Raw genomic sequence first — 14,881 nt, forward strand, 5'->3', positions numbered from 1 at the left:
AAAAGCTTAGTCGAGCAAATCCAGTTGCAAATGATCGGCCACCGCCTCTGCACTCAAGGCCTTGAGTTTAGGCACGCGCCCGAGGCACGGCGCCGGAATTCGCTCGGCCAACGTCGCGAGATTTTCTTCCAGCCGCGAAGTCTTCGGATCGATGATATTCGCCACCCATCCAGCCAATTGCAGGCCATCACGGGCAATCGCCTCGGCCGTCAGCAAAGCATGACTGATGCACCCCAATCGCACACCCACCACCAGAATGACCGGCAGCTTCAGCGCAATCGCCAGATCCGACAGATTATCCTGATCGGCCAACGGCACCCGCCAGCCGCCCGCGCCTTCGATCAGAGTGAAATCGGCATTCATCGCCAGAATCTCGCGCATCGGCGCCAGCAGCGATTGCACGGTCAAGGCCACACCCGCTTCACGCGCCGCCAGATGCGGAGCAATCGCCGGCTCGAACGCCACCGGATTGACCTGTTGATAAGTCAGCGGCAGCGAACATTCGGCCAACAGCGCCAATGCATCGGCATTGCGCAATCCCTTCGGCGTCACTTCGCACCCGGACGCCACCGGTTTGCCCGCCGCCGTACTTAGCCCTGCCGAACGAGCTGCATGCAGCAACCCGGCGGCAACGGTGGTCTTGCCGACATCGGTGTCCGTTCCGGTGATGAAATAGGCTGCGCTCATACGGGTTTCTCCAACACGGCGTAGACCACCTGATAAGTCGCCGGCAACCCCGACGCCTGACGGAACTGCTCGTAAGCTTCGACCAACCCGAGAATCCGCGCGCGCCCGGTCAAACCGTCCGGCCGCCCCGGATTCAGATTGTGCGCGCCCAATGCCTTCAATTCGTGGGTCAGACTGCGCACATCAGGGTAATGCAGCACGTGAGGCTGATTCTCCAGACTCAGCGTGCGTAAACCACTCACCGCACATAACTGCTCATAGCGGGCGAACTCGCGGAAGCGGTTGACGTGCACCAGCCCGTCGACCTGCCGCCAGCTGTCGCGCAACTCAAACAGCGTCCCTACACAAAGACTAGCAAACGCAAAAATCCCACCCGGTTTCAGCACGCGAAAGGCTTCGCTGAGCACCGCATCGAAATCCGCACACCACTGCACGGCGAGGCTGGAGAAAATCAGGTCGCAGGTCGAATCCTGCAGTGGCAGCCGCTCTGCATCGCCAGCAATGAAATGCTCGGCACCGCCCAATGGCCGCGCGTGATTGAGCATGCCCTCGGCAATGTCCAGCGCCAGACCGTGGCCCTCGGCGAAACGCGAGGCCAACGCGCGGGTGAAATAACCCGTGCCACAACCCAGATCCAGCCAACGCGCCGGCACGAATTGCTGCGGCAAACGCTCAATCAACTGTGTACCGACATCACGTTGCAACTCGGCGACGCTGTCGTAACTGGCCGCCGCGCGGGAGAAAGAGGCTGCGACCTGACGTTTGTCAGGCAAGCCGCCAGGCAGCACAAGAGACAAATCAGTCATCACCGCACTCGTGTAGAAAAGCCTGGATAGCACCCGCCAATCCGTGGGGGTCTTCCAGAAGAAACGCATGACAGGCCTGTTCGATCAGACCTATTTCGATATCCGGCAACAGGGCGAATAACGCCCCCGCCGCTTCCGCCGGGACCAGAGCGTCCTGTCCGGCGAACAGATGAAATTGCGGACCGCGAAATGCTTGCAGTGCTTCGCGGGTGTCCAGTTGCGCGAGCAATTCCAGTCCCGCCATCAGCGCCGCCGGCGCGGTGTTCGGCGCGCCGCCCAACAGCAATCTCGACAAGCCGCGCGGGTCTTGCGCGCCTTGAGCACAGAGCAGCGAGAAGCGTTTGAGAGTTGTGCGCGGATCGGCCTGGCAACCGGCAAGAAACGCGTCGAAAGTTTCGCCGGGCATCGCGTTCGGCCACTGCTCATGGGCAACGAAAGAAGGATTGCTCGCCAACGTCAGCAAACCGCAGCAACGCTCGCCACGCCGTGCCGCCAGCTCGGACGCGAGCATGCCGCCCAACGACCAGCCACCCAGCCAGACGTCCTGAGGAATGCTTTCATCAAGTTCGTCGAGCCAGTCCTGCAGGTCGCTGGAATCCAGTTCCGGCAACGGCTCGATGTCGACTTTCAGATGCTCATCAAGACCTTGCAATGCGGCGGCCAGCGGCTCCATCGGCGACACGCCGAGGCCCCAGCCGGGCAGCAGAATCAGGCGATCACGCATGGCTTGGCTCCGACGACAGTTGGGCAAAGCAATCGGCCAGTCCCTCTAACAATAGCTGCACCTGCGCTTCGCTGTGGGCGGCGGTCAGGGTCACGCGCAAGCGAGCGCTGCCCGCAGGCACGGTCGGCGGACGAATCGCGGTGACCATCAGTCCGCGCTCGCGCAACATCTGCGACAACCGCACCGCGCGCCCGGCATCACCGATCATGATCGGCTGGATCGGCGTAAAGCTGTCCATCAGCTCCAGGCCGATCTGCTCGGCGCCCTGGCGGAACTGGCGAATCAACGTCTGCAGATGTTCACGACGCCAGTGTTCAGTGCGCAGCAGCTCCAGACTTTTCAGGGTCGCGCAGGCCAGCGCCGGTGGCTGGCTGGTGGTGTAGATGTACGGACGGGCGAACTGAATCAGGCTTTCGATCAGCTCTTCGCTGCCCGCGACGAATGCGCCAGCGGTGCCGAAGGCTTTACCGAGGGTGCCGACCAGCACCGGCACATCCTCCTGACTCAAACCAAAATGCTCGACGATGCCGCCGCCATTCGCACCGAGCGGCCCAAAACCGTGAGCGTCATCAACCATCAACCATGCACCTTTGGCCTTGGCTTCACGAGCCAATGCCGGCAGGTCAGCGAGGTCGCCGTCCATGCTGAACACACCGTCGGTGACCACCAACGTATTGCCGGTGGCTTTCTCCAGGCGTTTGGCCAGACTCACCGCGTCGTTGTGCAGATAGCGATTGAAACGCGCGCCGGACAACAGGCCCGCGTCCAATAACGAAGCGTGATTGAGGCGGTCTTCCAGCACCGTATCGCCCTGCCCCACCAGCGCAGTGACCGCGCCGAGATTGGCCATGTAACCGGTGGTGAACAGCAACGCACGCGGGCGACCGGTGAGGTCAGCCAATGCTTCTTCCAGTGCGTGATGCGGGCCGCTGTGGCCGATCACCAGATGCGATGCACCGCCACCGACGCCCCAGCGTTCAGCTCCGGCGCGCCAGGCTTCGATGACCTGCGGATGATTGGCCAGACCGAGATAATCGTTATTGCAGAACGCGAGCAGCGGTTTGCCGTCGACCACCACTTCAGGCCCCTGCGGGGACTCGAGCAGCGGGCGCTGGCGATAGAGGTTTTCGGCACGACGGGCAGCAAGGCGTGCGGCGAGATCGAAAGACATGCAGGCCTCGACTTTCAAGTGACACAGATCCCATGTGGGAGCGAGCCTGCTCGCGAATAGGCCTTCACATCCAACATCAATGTCGACTGAGGCACCGCTTTCGCGAGCAGGCTCGCTCCCACAAGGGGTTTTGCATTCCTTCAGAGGAATTTGCGCACGTTTTTACACCGCGGCGTTATAGAACTGCTCGCTGCTCTTCTGCTCAACCAATGCCTGCTCGATCGCGGCCTGGTGAACCTCATCGGAATGTTCTTCACGAGCTTCCGGCTGAATGCCCAGACGCGCAAACAGTTGCATGTCCTTGTCCGCCTGTGGGTTGGCGGTGGTCAGCAGCTTGTCGCCGTAGAAAATCGAGTTGGCACCGGCAAAAAACGCCAGAGCCTGCATCTGCTCATTCATCGCTTCGCGGCCGGCGGACAGGCGCACGTGGGATTGCGGCATGAGGATGCGAGCCACGGCGAGCATGCGGATGAAGTCGAACGGGTCGACGTCTTCGGCGTTTTCCAAAGGCGTACCCGCGACCTTCACCAGCATGTTGATCGGCACCGATTCCGGATGCTCCGGCAGGTTGGCCAGTTGGATCAGCAGGTTGGCGCGGTCATCCAGCGACTCGCCCATGCCGAGAATGCCGCCGGAGCAGATTTTCATCCCCGACTCACGCACATAGGCCAGGGTTTGCAGGCGCTCGCTGTAAGTACGGGTGGTGATGATGCTGCCGTAAAACTCCGGCGACGTGTCGAGGTTGTGGTTGTAGTAATCGAGGCCGGCCTTGGCCAGCGCTTCGGTCTGATCCTGATCGAGACGCCCCAGGGTCATGCAGGTTTCCAGGCCCATGGCTTTCACGCCTTCGACCATTTTCAGCACGTACGGCATGTCTTTGGCCGACGGGTGTTTCCACGCCGCGCCCATGCAGAAACGCGTCGAACCGATGGACTTGGCGCGTGCCGCCTCTTCGAGGACCTTCTGCACTTCCATCAGCTTTTCTTTTTCAAGGCCGGTGTTGTAGTGACCGGACTGCGGGCAGTACTTACAGTCTTCCGGGCAGGCGCCAGTCTTGATCGACAGCAGGGTCGAGACCTGCACGCGGTTAGCGTTGAAATGTGCGCGGTGCACCGTTTGCGCCTGGAACAGCAAGTCGTTGAATGGCTGTACGAAGAGTGCTTTGACTTCGGCCAGAGACCAGTCGTGACGCAGGGTGGCGGTGGTGCTCGCGCTCATGGGTAATTCCTTGGTTATGCTTGGCTGGCGGCTGCGGGAACGGAATACCCACAGGCGCGACACGGATGTTCGGCATATTTAAGGAAGAGTCATGCGCTGTCAACCACGATACGAAGGACAGGTTTACATCTGTTTAAATAATGTACAGGCCTGCTTGCTTTGCGATGAGCCGGCAGAAGCAGAAATGCCAATTTGTGTGGCCTGTGAAACTGATCTGCCTTGGCTTGGCGAGCAGTGCATCACCTGCGCTTTGCCTTTGGCCGCGGCGGACATGACATGTGGTGAATGCCTGCTAGAGCCTCCGGCATTCGAACAGGTCGTTGTGCCGTGGACGTATGGCTTCCCGGTGGACAGCTTGATTACGCGTTTTAAACACAACGCAAAATGGCCGTTTGGCCACCTGCTCGCCGACGTTCTCGGGCAATACCTGCAACATCGCTTCGATGAAGGTTTGCCAAGACCCGATGCGTTGTTGCCGGTGCCGCTGGCGGGTAAGCGTCTGCGCCAACGGGGGTTCAACCAGGCGTCGATGTTGGCGCGTTGGTTGAGTCAGTCGCTGGATCTGCCGTGCGAAGAACAGGTTCTGCGGCGAGTCAAGGAGACCGACGCACAGCAGGATCTCGACGCCAAGGCGCGTAAACGCAATCTGCGTAATGCTTTCAACCTCATGCCGGATGCGCAGGTGAAAGGCCGGCATCTGGCGCTGGTTGATGATGTGCTGACCACTGGCGCCACTGCGCAGGCGCTTGCGCGTCTATTGATGGACGCTGGCGCCGCCCGGGTCGATGTCTATTGTCTGGCGCGCACGCCAAAACCCGGAAGCTGAAGCCAACACACCCCCCCTGTAGGAGTGAGCCTGCTCGCGATAGCGTCATCATTGCCAACATTTATGCTGACTGATCCACCGCAATCGCGAGCAGGCGAAGGCCTACAAGGGATCTCGGCTCGACTTGACTCTCGCGTCGCTAACGGCCAACTTCCACGCCACAGCCACAAAAAAGCATCCATCCATGTCCATGCCTTCCCTGTTGTCCCAGCACATCGTCCGCCGTCCGCAGCGTATCGCCCTGCTGCAACACATCGCCGAACAGGGCTCGATCACCCGCGCGGCGAAAAGCGCTGGCCTGAGCTACAAAGCCGCGTGGGACGCCATCGATGAGCTGAACAACCTGGCGCAGAAACCATTGGTCGAGCGCGCCGTCGGTGGCAAGGGCGGCGGCGGCGCGAAACTCTCCAGCGAAGGCGAGCGCGTTTTGCGTCTGTACCAAAAATTGCAGGCCTTGCAGGCGCAGGTGCTGGAGGCAGCGGAAGATGCCAGCGACCTCGACCTGCTCGGTCGCTTGATGCTCAGAACCAGCGCGCGTAATCAATTGCACGGCAAAGTCGTGGCGATCGAGGCGCAGGGCCGCAATGACCTGATCCGCCTCGAACTGGCCGAAGGGTTGTGCCTCGACGCCCAGATTACCCACGAGAGCACCGTGCATCTGGAGCTGCAAGCCGGCACCGAAGTGGTCGCGTTGATCAAGGCCGGCTGGCTGGAATTGCTCGGCAGCGAGCAATCTGCAACGTCTGGTCACAATCTTCTGAAGGGCACCATCGAAGCGATTCTCGACGCCGAGGACGGCCCGAGTGAAGTGCGGATTACCCTGCCCAACGGCCATACCCTCTGCGCGCTGGCGGAACCGCTGGAGTTGCGCACTCGCGGGCTGACGGTCGAACAACCGGTGCAGGTGCAGTTTTCGCCGTCCAATGTGCTGATCGGCACGCCGCTGTAATCCGGCGCTGCAACGAAAGCGTCATCGACGCTCATTAAGGTAGCTGCCAAAACCAAGCAGGGAGCCTGATGTGAGCCTATTAGAAGAAAACCAATCCACTGACCTGGAAAAAATGGTCGGCCTCAGCCGTCGCGGTTTCATCGGCGCAGGCGCACTGTGCGGCGCGGCAATGTTCCTCGGCGGTAGTCTGTTGAGCCGCAGCGCACTGGCCACCGGCGTCAGCGCCGGCAACAGTCGCTTGCTCGGTTTCGAGAGCATTCCCGCTGCGACCACCGACGTCATCACGCTGCCCAAGGGCTACAAGTCTTCGGTGTTGATCAGTTGGGGCCAGCCATTGCAGAAAAACGGTCCGGCCTTCGACCCGAGCGGCAACGGCACCGCCGCCGCACAGGAAGTGCAGTTCGGCGACAACAACGACGGCATGAGCCTGTTCGCCTTCTCCGACGACCGCAACCGCGCGTTGATGGCGATCAACAACGAATACACCAACTACCGCTACCTCTACCCGCACGGCGGCATGCCGCAATCGGCCGAAGACGTGCGCAAGGCACTGGCCTGCGAAGGCGTGTCGGTGATTGAAGTGCAGCGCAAAAACGGTCAGTGGCAGTTCGTTCAGGGTTCGCGCTACAACCGCCGCATTCACGGCAACTCGCCGCTGCGCATCAGCGGTCCAGCGGCCGGTCACGACTTGATGAAAACCGCTGCCGACAAACACGGCAAAAAAGTCCTCGGCACCTTCCAGAACTGCGCCAACGGTAAAACGCCGTGGGGTACCTATCTGACCTGTGAAGAAAACTTCACCGACTGCTTCGGCAGCAGCAACGCCCAGCAGCAGTTCGACCCGGCGCAGAAGCGCTACGGTGTCTCGGTCGCCAGTCGCGAGATCAACTGGCACCCGTACGACCCGCGCTTCGACATGGCGAAGAACCCCAACGAACTCAACCGTCACGGCTGGGTGGTCGAGATCGATCCGTTCGATCCGCAATCGACCCCGGTCAAACGCACCGCGCTGGGCCGCTTCAAGCATGAAAACGCCGCACTGGCCGAGACCGACGACGGTCGCGCCGTGGTGTACATGGGCGACGACGAGCGTGGCGAATTCATCTACAAATTCGTCAGCCGCGACCGCATCAACCACCGCAACGCCAAGGCTAACCGCGACATCCTCGACCACGGCACCCTGTACGTGGCGAAATTCGACAACGGCGACAGCAACCCCGATCACCCGAAAGGCCAGGGCCAGTGGATCGAGCTGACACACGGCAAAAACGGCATCGACGCCAGCAGCGGTTTCGCCGATCAGGCCGAAGTGCTGATCCACGCACGCCTCGCCGCCAGTGTCGTTGGCGCAACGCGCATGGACCGTCCGGAATGGATCGTCGTCAGTCCGAAGGACGGCCAGGTCTATTGCACCCTGACCAACAATGCCAAGCGCGGCGAGGACGGCCAGCCGGTGGGCGGGCCGAACCCGCGCGAGAAGAACGTTTACGGGCAGATCCTGCGCTGGCGCACCGACCGCGACGATCACGCTTCGAAGACATTTGCCTGGGATCTGTTTGTGGTCGCCGGCAACCCGGGTGTGCATGCCGGGACACCGAAGGGTGGCTCGAAGAACATCACCCCGCAGAACATGTTCAACAGCCCGGATGGCTTGGGCTTCGACAAGGCCGGGCGTTTGTGGATTCTCACCGATGGTGATTCGAGCAACGCCGGCGACTTTGCCGGGATGGGCAACAACCAGATGCTCTGTGCCGATCCGAAGACCGGTGAGATTCGCCGGTTCATGGTCGGGCCGATTGGTTGCGAGGTAACGGGGATCAGCTTCTCGCCGGATCAGAAAACCCTGTTTGTCGGGATTCAGCATCCGGGTGAGAACGGCGGTTCGACCTTCCCTGAGCATTTGCCGAATGGCAAGCCGCGGTCTTCGGTGATGGCGATTACTCGGGAGGATGGCGGGATCGTCGGCGCCTGATACACCGCTTTCGCGAGCAGGCTCGCTCCCACAGGGATCGCATTCCAAATGTGGGAGCTGGCTTGCCAGCGATGGCGTCAGCACAGACACCAACCACCTCTCCCGCTGCCATCTGCGCTACCATGCTGGGCCGGACGCGGCAGCCTGCTGCGCGCAGGAGTCAGCATGGCCCACCCGTTTGAAACCCTCACCCCCGACCTCGTCCTTGATGCCGTTGAAAGCATCGGTTTCCTCAGTGATGCGCGCATTCTGGCGCTCAACAGCTACGAAAACCGCGTCTATCAGGTCGGCATCGAAGACTCCGAACCGCTGATCGCCAAGTTCTACCGCCCGCAGCGCTGGACCAACGAAGCCATCCTCGAAGAACACAAGTTCACCTTCGAACTGGCCGACGTCGACATCCCGGTGGTGGCGCCGCTGATCCACAACGGCGAAACCCTGCACGAGCATGCCGGTTTCCGCTTCACGCTGTTCCCGCGTCGCGGCGGTCGGGCGCCGGAGCCGGGCAACCTTGATCAGCTGTATCGCCTCGGCCAATTGCTCGGGCGGATTCACGCGGTCGGCGCAACCAAGCCGTTCGAACACCGTGAAGCCCTTGCCGTGCAGAACTTCGGCCACGCTTCGCTGAACACCTTGCTCGAAGGCAATTTCATTCCGAAAAGCCTGCTGCCGGCCTACGAGTCCGTCGCCCGCGACCTGCTTAAACGCGTGGAAGATGCTTACGCCAACACACCGCACCAGAACATCCGCATGCACGGCGACTGCCACCCCGGCAACATGATGTGCCGCGACGAAATGTTCCACATCGTCGACCTCGACGACTGCCGCATGGGCCCGGCGGTGCAGGACATCTGGATGATGCTCGCCGGCGACCGCCAGGAATGTCTCGGGCAGCTGTCGGAATTGATGGATGGCTACAACGAGTTCCACGATTTCGACCCGCGCGAACTGGCACTGATCGAACCGCTGCGCGCCTTGCGCCTGATGCACTACAGCGCCTGGCTCGCGCGGCGCTGGGATGACCCGGCGTTCCCGCACAGCTTTCCGTGGTTCGGCACCGAACGCTATTGGGGCGATCAGGTGTTGGCGTTGCGTGAGCAACTGTCCGCGCTGAATGAAGAGCCACTGAAACTTTTCTGATCACCACCTCCCCCTTGTAGGAGTGAGCCTGCTCGCGATAGCGCTTTGTCAGTCGACGTAAATGTTAAATGTCAGACCGCGATCGCGAGCAGGCTCACTCCGACATTTGCTCGGTGTTCACAATTTCCCGACCATTGTGCTACGGCACTCGCCGGCAAACCTCCTTACAATCCCTCCTTTGTTAGCTGCCTAAGCAAGGATTCTGCATGCAAGCCGCCAACCCGCGTCGCGGGTACATTCTGGGCCTGAGTGCCTACATCATCTGGGGCCTGTTCCCGATCTACTTCAAAGCCATTGCCGAAGTGCCGGCCGTCGAGATCATCATCCATCGGGTGCTGTGGTCGGCGCTGTTCGGTGCGCTGTTGCTGATGGTGTGGAAACACCCGGGCTGGTGGCGCGAATTGCTCGACAATCCCAAGCGACTGGCGATTCTGGCCCTGAGCGGCACGCTGATTGCGGCCAACTGGCTGACCTACGTATGGTCGGTGAACAACGGACGCATGCTGGAAGCAAGCCTCGGTTACTACATCAACCCGTTGGTCAACGTGCTGTTGGGCATGTTGATTCTCGGCGAACGCTTGCGGCGGATGCAGTGGCTCGCGGTCGCTCTGGCGGCGGTTGGCGTGGCGCAACAGGTGTGGCAGGTCGGCAGTCTGCCGTGGGTGTCGCTGGTGCTGGCGCTGACGTTCGGCTTCTACGGTCTCATCCGCAAACAGGCGCCGGTCAAGGCATTGCCGGGGCTGGTGGTGGAAACCTGGATGCTGGTGCCGATTGCGATTGCCTGGCTGCTCTTCAACCAGACCGCGACCAGTGCTCAACCGGAGTTCTGGACCACGTCCCAAGCCTGGTGGCTGGTGGCGGCCGGTCCGGTGACATTGGTGCCGCTGGTGTGCTTCAACGCCGCCACGCGCCACTTGCCGTACACCACGATCGGCTTCCTGCAATACCTGGCGCCGACCCTGGTGCTGTTGCAAGCGGTGCTATTGTTCGGAGAGCACTTGTCGTCGAGCACGTTAGTCGCGTTTATCTTCATCTGGGCCGGTCTGGCCGTTTACAGCGTCGATGCGGTGATCAGTTTGCGTCGGCGCAGCTGATCAAAAAACGCACAAACCCTCGCAGGCCACGGTTCTCGTGGCCTGCATCGTTCCTTCCCAAGGTTATCCACAGCGTGATCCCCGCCGTTTGTGCGCAAGTCACTGAATGTTGGCGGTTTTTTGATCAGTTCCGCGCAAGCCCCGGCCGGCTTGACGCTGCGCCCGGTCTCTACAGGTTATCCACAGGCAGGTGCACGTTAAAACTGGATAACCTGATCGACCCTTAAACGTCTGTGCGTAACACCAGTTCGACCATCAGATCGTCGGCCAGGGTTTCCAGACGCGACTGCAAAACGTCGAGCGACAAGGTCAGCGGCACCGCCAGAATCGCCTCGGCGTGAAACAGCGGTTCACTGCTCATCGGTGCCGGGCGCACTTCGGTAACCAGCCGCTCAAGATTGACGCCCTGCTCGCTCAAAAGCCGTGTGATGTCGCGGACGATGCCGGGCCGATCATTGCCCACCAACTCCATGGAAATCGGCTTCCACGTGCAGGATTGCTCGATGCCACTCTCGGCAATCAATACGCGGATGCCATGCGTCGACAGTGCTTGTAAGGAATCGACTAATTCGTCGTAAGCCTCCGCCGGCACGCCCACCCGAAGAATCCCGGCGAACTGCCCGGCCATCCGCGACATGCGGCTTTCCAGCCAGTTACCGCCGTGCTCGGCGATGCATTGGGCGATGCGCTCGACCTGTCCGGGCTTGTCCGGGGCGAAAACAGTGAGTACGAGATGGTCCATGGCGTCGCCCTCTTGTCATGACTTTTGTTATAGAAGGGGAAGTATAGGCAAGGGTCGATTTTGCGTTGAGGCGAGCGACGCTTTCGCGAGCAGGCTCGCTCCCACATAAACCGCTGGCATAGCAGCCAAATACTATTTATGTGTACAACTTTTTATATTTAGCTGGAACAATCCATCTGTTTTTTGAGAACATCCCGTTCCGCGATGTGACCGCAATGCGACATGAGGTCGCAGAACGACGTAATTAGTCTGATTTTCACAAGCGCAACTCATCATGTAGTATGCCGCAGCGCGCACTACATAACGCTGGATCGATGTCTGCCCAAGGCCTGTTCGCAACCCTGAAAGCCCCGTCAGCAAGGCCCCAAGCCTTTGATTGGTCCCAGCCCAGCCGCCCGCAATGGCATGTACTGGTCGGCAGGTTTGTGGTTTAAATGGCCAGAGGCTTCATTGTCAAAATTGAAGAGCTGAAAAGCGAAATAGCTGAGCAGAGTGAGGCAAGCAATGACTGAACACGTTCAAGTCGGTGGCCTGCAGGTCGCCAAAGTCCTGTTCGACTTCGTGAACAACGAAGCCATTCCCGGTACCGGCCTCACCGCCGAAAAATTCTGGGAAGGTGCCGACAAGGTCATTCATGACCTGGCGCCGAAGAACAAAGCCCTACTCGCCAAACGCGATGACTTCCAGGCTCGTATCGATGCCTGGCACCAGGAACACAACGGTCAGGCGCACGACGCCGTGGCCTATAAAGCCTTCCTGCAAGAAATCGGTTATCTGCTGCCAGAAGCGGCTGATTTCCACGCAACGACGCAAAACGTCGATGATGAAATCGCCCGTACCGCCGGCCCGCAACTTGTTGTGCCGGTGATGAACGCCCGCTTCGCTCTCAATGCCTCGAACGCCCGCTGGGGTTCGCTGTATGACGCCCTCTACGGCACCGACGCGATCAGCGAAGACGGTGGCGCAGAAAAAGGCAAAGGCTACAACAAGGTGCGTGGCGACAAAGTCATCGCCTTCGCCCGTGCGTTCCTCGATGAAGCTGCGCCATTGGCGGCTGGCTCCCACGTCGATTCGACTGGCTACAAAATCGCTGACGGCAAATTGCTGGTCACCCTCAAGGGCGGCAGCAACACTGGCCTGCGCGACGATGCGCAACTGATCGGTTTCCAGGGCGACGCCAACGCGCCAATCGCCATCCTGCTGAAACACAACGGTCTGCATTTCGAAATCCAGGTCGACGCCAGCACCCCGGTCGGCCAGACCGATGCTGCCGGCGTCAAAGACATCCTGATGGAAGCGGCACTGACCACCATCATGGACTGCGAAGACTCCGTAGCCGCCGTCGATGCTGACGACAAAGTGGTGATCTACCGCAACTGGCTCGGCCTGATGAAGGGCGACCTGTCGGAGTCCGTGTCCAAGGGCGGCCAGACCTTCACCCGCACCATGAACCCGGATCGCACCTACACCGCGCCGAATGGCGGTGAAGTGACGTTGCACGGTCGTTCGCTGTTGTTCGTGCGTAACGTGGGTCACCTGATGACCATCGACGCGATCCTCGACAAAGACGGTAACGAAGTGCCGGAAGGCATTCTCGACGGTCTGGTCACTTGCCTCGCGGCGATGCACAACCTCAACGGCAACACCTCGCGCCGCAACACCCGCACCGGTTCGGTCTACATCGTTAAGCCGAAGATGCACGGTCCGGAAGAAGCAGCGTTCACCAACGAGCTGTTCGGCCGCATCGAAGACGTGCTGGGCCTTACGCGCAACACTCTGAAAGTCGGGATCATGGACGAGGAGCGCCGTACCACGGTCAACCTCAAGGCCTGCATCAAGGCAGCCAGCGAGCGCGTGGTGTTCATCAACACCGGTTTCCTCGACCGCACCGGCGACGAAATCCACACCTCCATGGAAGCCGGCCCGGTTGTGCGCAAGGCTGACATGAAGGCTGAGAAGTGGATCGGCGCCTACGAGAACTGGAACGTCGATATCGGTCTGAGCACCGGCCTGCAGGGTCGTGCGCAAATCGGTAAAGGCATGTGGGCAATGCCGGATCTGATGGCGGCGATGCTTGAGCAGAAAATCGCTCACCCATTGGCCGGCGCCAACACCGCTTGGGTTCCATCGCCGACCGCTGCTGCGCTGCACGCGCTGCACTACCACAAGGTCGACGTATTCGCCCGTCAGGCCGAACTGGCCAATCGTGCTCGTGCTTCGGTGGACGACATCCTGACCATCCCGCTGGCGGTCAACCCGAACTGGACGCCAGAGCAGATCAAGAACGAACTGGACAACAATGCCCAGGGCATTCTCGGTTACGTAGTGCGCTGGATCGACCAGGGTGTCGGCTGCTCGAAAGTGCCGGACATCAACGACGTCGGCCTGATGGAAGACCGTGCCACGCTGCGTATCTCCAGCCAGCACATCGCCAATTGGCTGCGCCACGGCGTGGTCACCGAAGCGCAAGTGATGGAAAGCCTCAAGCGCATGGCACCGGTGGTGGATCGTCAGAACGCCAACGACCCGCTGTACCGTCCGCTGGCACCGAACTTCGACAGCAACATCGCCTTCCAGGCGGCGGTCGAACTGGTGATCGAAGGCACCAAACAGCCGAACGGTTACACCGAGCCGGTGTTGCACCGTCGTCGTCGCGAGTTCAAGAAGGCCAACGGCCTGTAACTTGCGCTGAATGCCGGACATGAAAAAGCCCTGATCGAGTGATCAGGGCTTTTTTGTTAGTGCGGTGTGGGCTGGTATTTGTGGAGGGCTTGAGATCGATCCCCCTCACCCCAGCCCTCTCCCCACGGGGGCGAGGGGGAAAGGGAGCAGATCTATATGCTTTTCAAAATCTGAGCTCGGCTCAGGAATTGCCAAGGGTTGAGGGGAATGGGAGCAGATCTGTATGCTTTTCAAAATCTGAGCTCGACTCAGGAATTGCCAAGGGTAGAGGGACAAGGGAGCAGATCTTGGTGCTTTTCAAAACCTGAGTTCGACTGAGGAGTTTCAGGTCGGCGTATCTTGCACATCCACCTCGGTCAGTCCCCTCTCCCTCTGGGAGAGGGCTAGGGTGAGGGGCTCTTAGGGCTCAATCCCCAATTCATGTTTCACCAACGCCAACAACTTGCCCGTATCAATCGGCTTGAGCAAAAAATCCACCACGCTCAAATGCATCGCCGCAATCGCGTCCTTCACATCGGCATCGCCGGAAACAATGATGATCGGCAACTCTGCCCGCTCCGATTCGCGCACTTGGCGAATCAGCTCAAGCCCATCGACATTGCCCATGCGCAGATCCGTGATCACCAGCCCAATCGAGGGTTTTTCCGAAAGCATCTTCAGCGCCGTTTCACCACTGGCAGCAGTCATGCAACGAATACCGTCCAACGCGAGAATCTCCGACAACAGCTCCCGGGCGTCCTTGTCGTCATCAACGATCAATACACGCTGAGGTGGAAGATCAGGTTCGAGCATGACTGCACTGAGCGCTTCTCGCTCGGCATCGCTCAAAATATCGTGGTCGGACATGGCGTTCTCTAAGTATTCAAAACA

At 60.2% G+C, this 14,881-nt stretch carries 13 protein-coding genes; 6 read left to right on the forward strand and 7 right to left on the reverse strand.

Annotated features, from left to right (window positions below; all coding sequences use genetic code 11):
* Nucleotides 1-6: 6 nt before the first annotated feature.
* From bioD to bioB, 5 genes are all read right to left on the reverse strand, one after another.
* A complete protein-coding gene (gene bioD, locus VY732_RS27150) occupies nucleotides 7-687 on the reverse strand; it encodes a dethiobiotin synthase (RefSeq protein ID WP_108225152.1) in 681 nt (226 codons plus the stop codon).
* Nucleotides 684-1,493 carry a malonyl-ACP O-methyltransferase BioC gene (bioC, locus tag VY732_RS27155; RefSeq protein ID WP_331692735.1) on the reverse strand — a complete coding sequence of 270 codons (810 nt, stop codon included), beginning with the start codon at nucleotides 1,491-1,493 and terminating at the stop codon, nucleotides 684-686. Before bioC ends, bioD begins: the two co-directional genes overlap by 4 nt.
* Nucleotides 1,486-2,217, reverse strand: a complete 732-nt coding sequence (locus VY732_RS27160) for an alpha/beta fold hydrolase (protein WP_123594022.1) — start codon at nucleotides 2,215-2,217, stop codon at nucleotides 1,486-1,488. Before VY732_RS27160 ends, bioC begins: the two co-directional genes overlap by 8 nt.
* Nucleotides 2,210-3,388 (reverse strand): 8-amino-7-oxononanoate synthase, encoded by a 1,179-nt coding sequence (gene bioF, locus VY732_RS27165; protein ID WP_137217376.1) that lies wholly within the window; start codon nucleotides 3,386-3,388, stop codon nucleotides 2,210-2,212. Before bioF ends, VY732_RS27160 begins: the two co-directional genes overlap by 8 nt.
* Before the next feature lie 162 nt (nucleotides 3,389-3,550).
* Complete coding sequence (gene bioB / locus VY732_RS27170) at nucleotides 3,551-4,606, reverse strand: biotin synthase BioB (protein ID WP_331692738.1); 1,056 nt, start codon at nucleotides 4,604-4,606, stop codon at nucleotides 3,551-3,553.
* A 91-nt stretch (nucleotides 4,607-4,697) separates the two neighbouring features.
* Here bioB and VY732_RS27175 point away from each other — a divergent pair, with 91 nt between their 5' ends.
* The 5 genes from VY732_RS27175 (at nucleotide 4,698) to rarD (ending at nucleotide 10,587) form a co-directional block, all read left to right on the forward strand.
* The gene (locus VY732_RS27175; RefSeq protein ID WP_331692739.1) at nucleotides 4,698-5,432 is read left to right on the forward strand and encodes a ComF family protein; all 735 of its coding nucleotides are present in this window, start codon (nucleotides 4,698-4,700) and stop codon (nucleotides 5,430-5,432) included.
* A gap of 184 nt (nucleotides 5,433-5,616) precedes the next feature.
* Nucleotides 5,617-6,381 (forward strand): TOBE domain-containing protein, encoded by a 765-nt coding sequence (locus VY732_RS27180; protein WP_331692741.1) that lies wholly within the window; start codon nucleotides 5,617-5,619, stop codon nucleotides 6,379-6,381.
* A gap of 70 nt (nucleotides 6,382-6,451) precedes the next feature.
* A complete protein-coding gene (locus VY732_RS27185) occupies nucleotides 6,452-8,353 on the forward strand; it encodes a PhoX family protein (RefSeq protein ID WP_331692743.1) in 1,902 nt (633 codons plus the stop codon).
* 165 nt (nucleotides 8,354-8,518) lie between these two features.
* Nucleotides 8,519-9,493, forward strand: a complete 975-nt coding sequence (locus tag VY732_RS27190) for a serine/threonine protein kinase (RefSeq protein ID WP_007910023.1) — start codon at nucleotides 8,519-8,521, stop codon at nucleotides 9,491-9,493.
* 206 nt (nucleotides 9,494-9,699) lie between these two features.
* On the forward strand, nucleotides 9,700-10,587 hold the full coding sequence (gene rarD / locus VY732_RS27195; protein ID WP_116028336.1) for an EamA family transporter RarD: 888 nt from the start codon (nucleotides 9,700-9,702) through the stop codon (nucleotides 10,585-10,587).
* Nucleotides 10,588-10,810: 223 nt separating this feature from the next.
* Here the strand turns inward: rarD and VY732_RS27200 are convergent, their stop codons facing one another.
* Nucleotides 10,811-11,329 carry a glycine cleavage system protein R gene (locus VY732_RS27200; RefSeq protein WP_116028337.1) on the reverse strand — a complete coding sequence of 173 codons (519 nt, stop codon included), beginning with the start codon at nucleotides 11,327-11,329 and terminating at the stop codon, nucleotides 10,811-10,813.
* A 504-nt stretch (nucleotides 11,330-11,833) separates the two neighbouring features.
* Between VY732_RS27200 and VY732_RS27205 the strand changes: the two genes are divergently transcribed.
* A complete protein-coding gene (locus tag VY732_RS27205) occupies nucleotides 11,834-14,011 on the forward strand; it encodes a malate synthase G (protein ID WP_331692746.1) in 2,178 nt (725 codons plus the stop codon).
* A gap of 399 nt (nucleotides 14,012-14,410) precedes the next feature.
* Here VY732_RS27205 and VY732_RS27210 read toward each other — a convergent pair whose 3' ends face one another.
* Nucleotides 14,411-14,857 (reverse strand): response regulator, encoded by a 447-nt coding sequence (locus VY732_RS27210; protein ID WP_331692748.1) that lies wholly within the window; start codon nucleotides 14,855-14,857, stop codon nucleotides 14,411-14,413.
* Nucleotides 14,858-14,881 lie beyond the last annotated feature (24 nt).

This window comes from Pseudomonas sp. ZY71 (assembly GCF_036542145.1).
In the GTDB taxonomy this organism is placed as follows: domain Bacteria; phylum Pseudomonadota; class Gammaproteobacteria; order Pseudomonadales; family Pseudomonadaceae; genus Aquipseudomonas; species Aquipseudomonas koreensis_A.

Bases quoted from the DNA above. Each gene is read 5' to 3' on its own strand.
- bioD (WP_108225152.1), bottom strand. From the start codon at position 687: ATGAGCGCAGCCTATTTCATCACCGGAACGGACACCGATGTCGGCAAG.
- bioC (WP_331692735.1), bottom strand. From the start codon at position 1,493: ATGACTGATTTGTCTCTTGTGCTGCCTGGCGGCTTGCCTGACAAACGT.
- VY732_RS27160 (WP_123594022.1), bottom strand. From the start codon at position 2,217: ATGCGTGATCGCCTGATTCTGCTGCCCGGCTGGGGCCTCGGCGTGTCG.
- bioF (WP_137217376.1), bottom strand. From the start codon at position 3,388: ATGTCTTTCGATCTCGCCGCACGCCTTGCTGCCCGTCGTGCCGAAAAC.
- bioB (WP_331692738.1), bottom strand. From the start codon at position 4,606: ATGAGCGCGAGCACCACCGCCACCCTGCGTCACGACTGGTCTCTGGCC.
- VY732_RS27175 (WP_331692739.1), top strand. From the start codon at position 4,698: ATGCGCTGTCAACCACGATACGAAGGACAGGTTTACATCTGTTTAAAT.
- VY732_RS27180 (WP_331692741.1), top strand. From the start codon at position 5,617: ATGTCCATGCCTTCCCTGTTGTCCCAGCACATCGTCCGCCGTCCGCAG.
- VY732_RS27190 (WP_007910023.1), top strand. From the start codon at position 8,519: ATGGCCCACCCGTTTGAAACCCTCACCCCCGACCTCGTCCTTGATGCC.
- rarD (WP_116028336.1), top strand. From the start codon at position 9,700: ATGCAAGCCGCCAACCCGCGTCGCGGGTACATTCTGGGCCTGAGTGCC.
- VY732_RS27200 (WP_116028337.1), bottom strand. From the start codon at position 11,329: ATGGACCATCTCGTACTCACTGTTTTCGCCCCGGACAAGCCCGGACAG.
- VY732_RS27205 (WP_331692746.1), top strand. From the start codon at position 11,834: ATGACTGAACACGTTCAAGTCGGTGGCCTGCAGGTCGCCAAAGTCCTG.
- VY732_RS27210 (WP_331692748.1), bottom strand. From the start codon at position 14,857: ATGTCCGACCACGATATTTTGAGCGATGCCGAGCGAGAAGCGCTCAGT.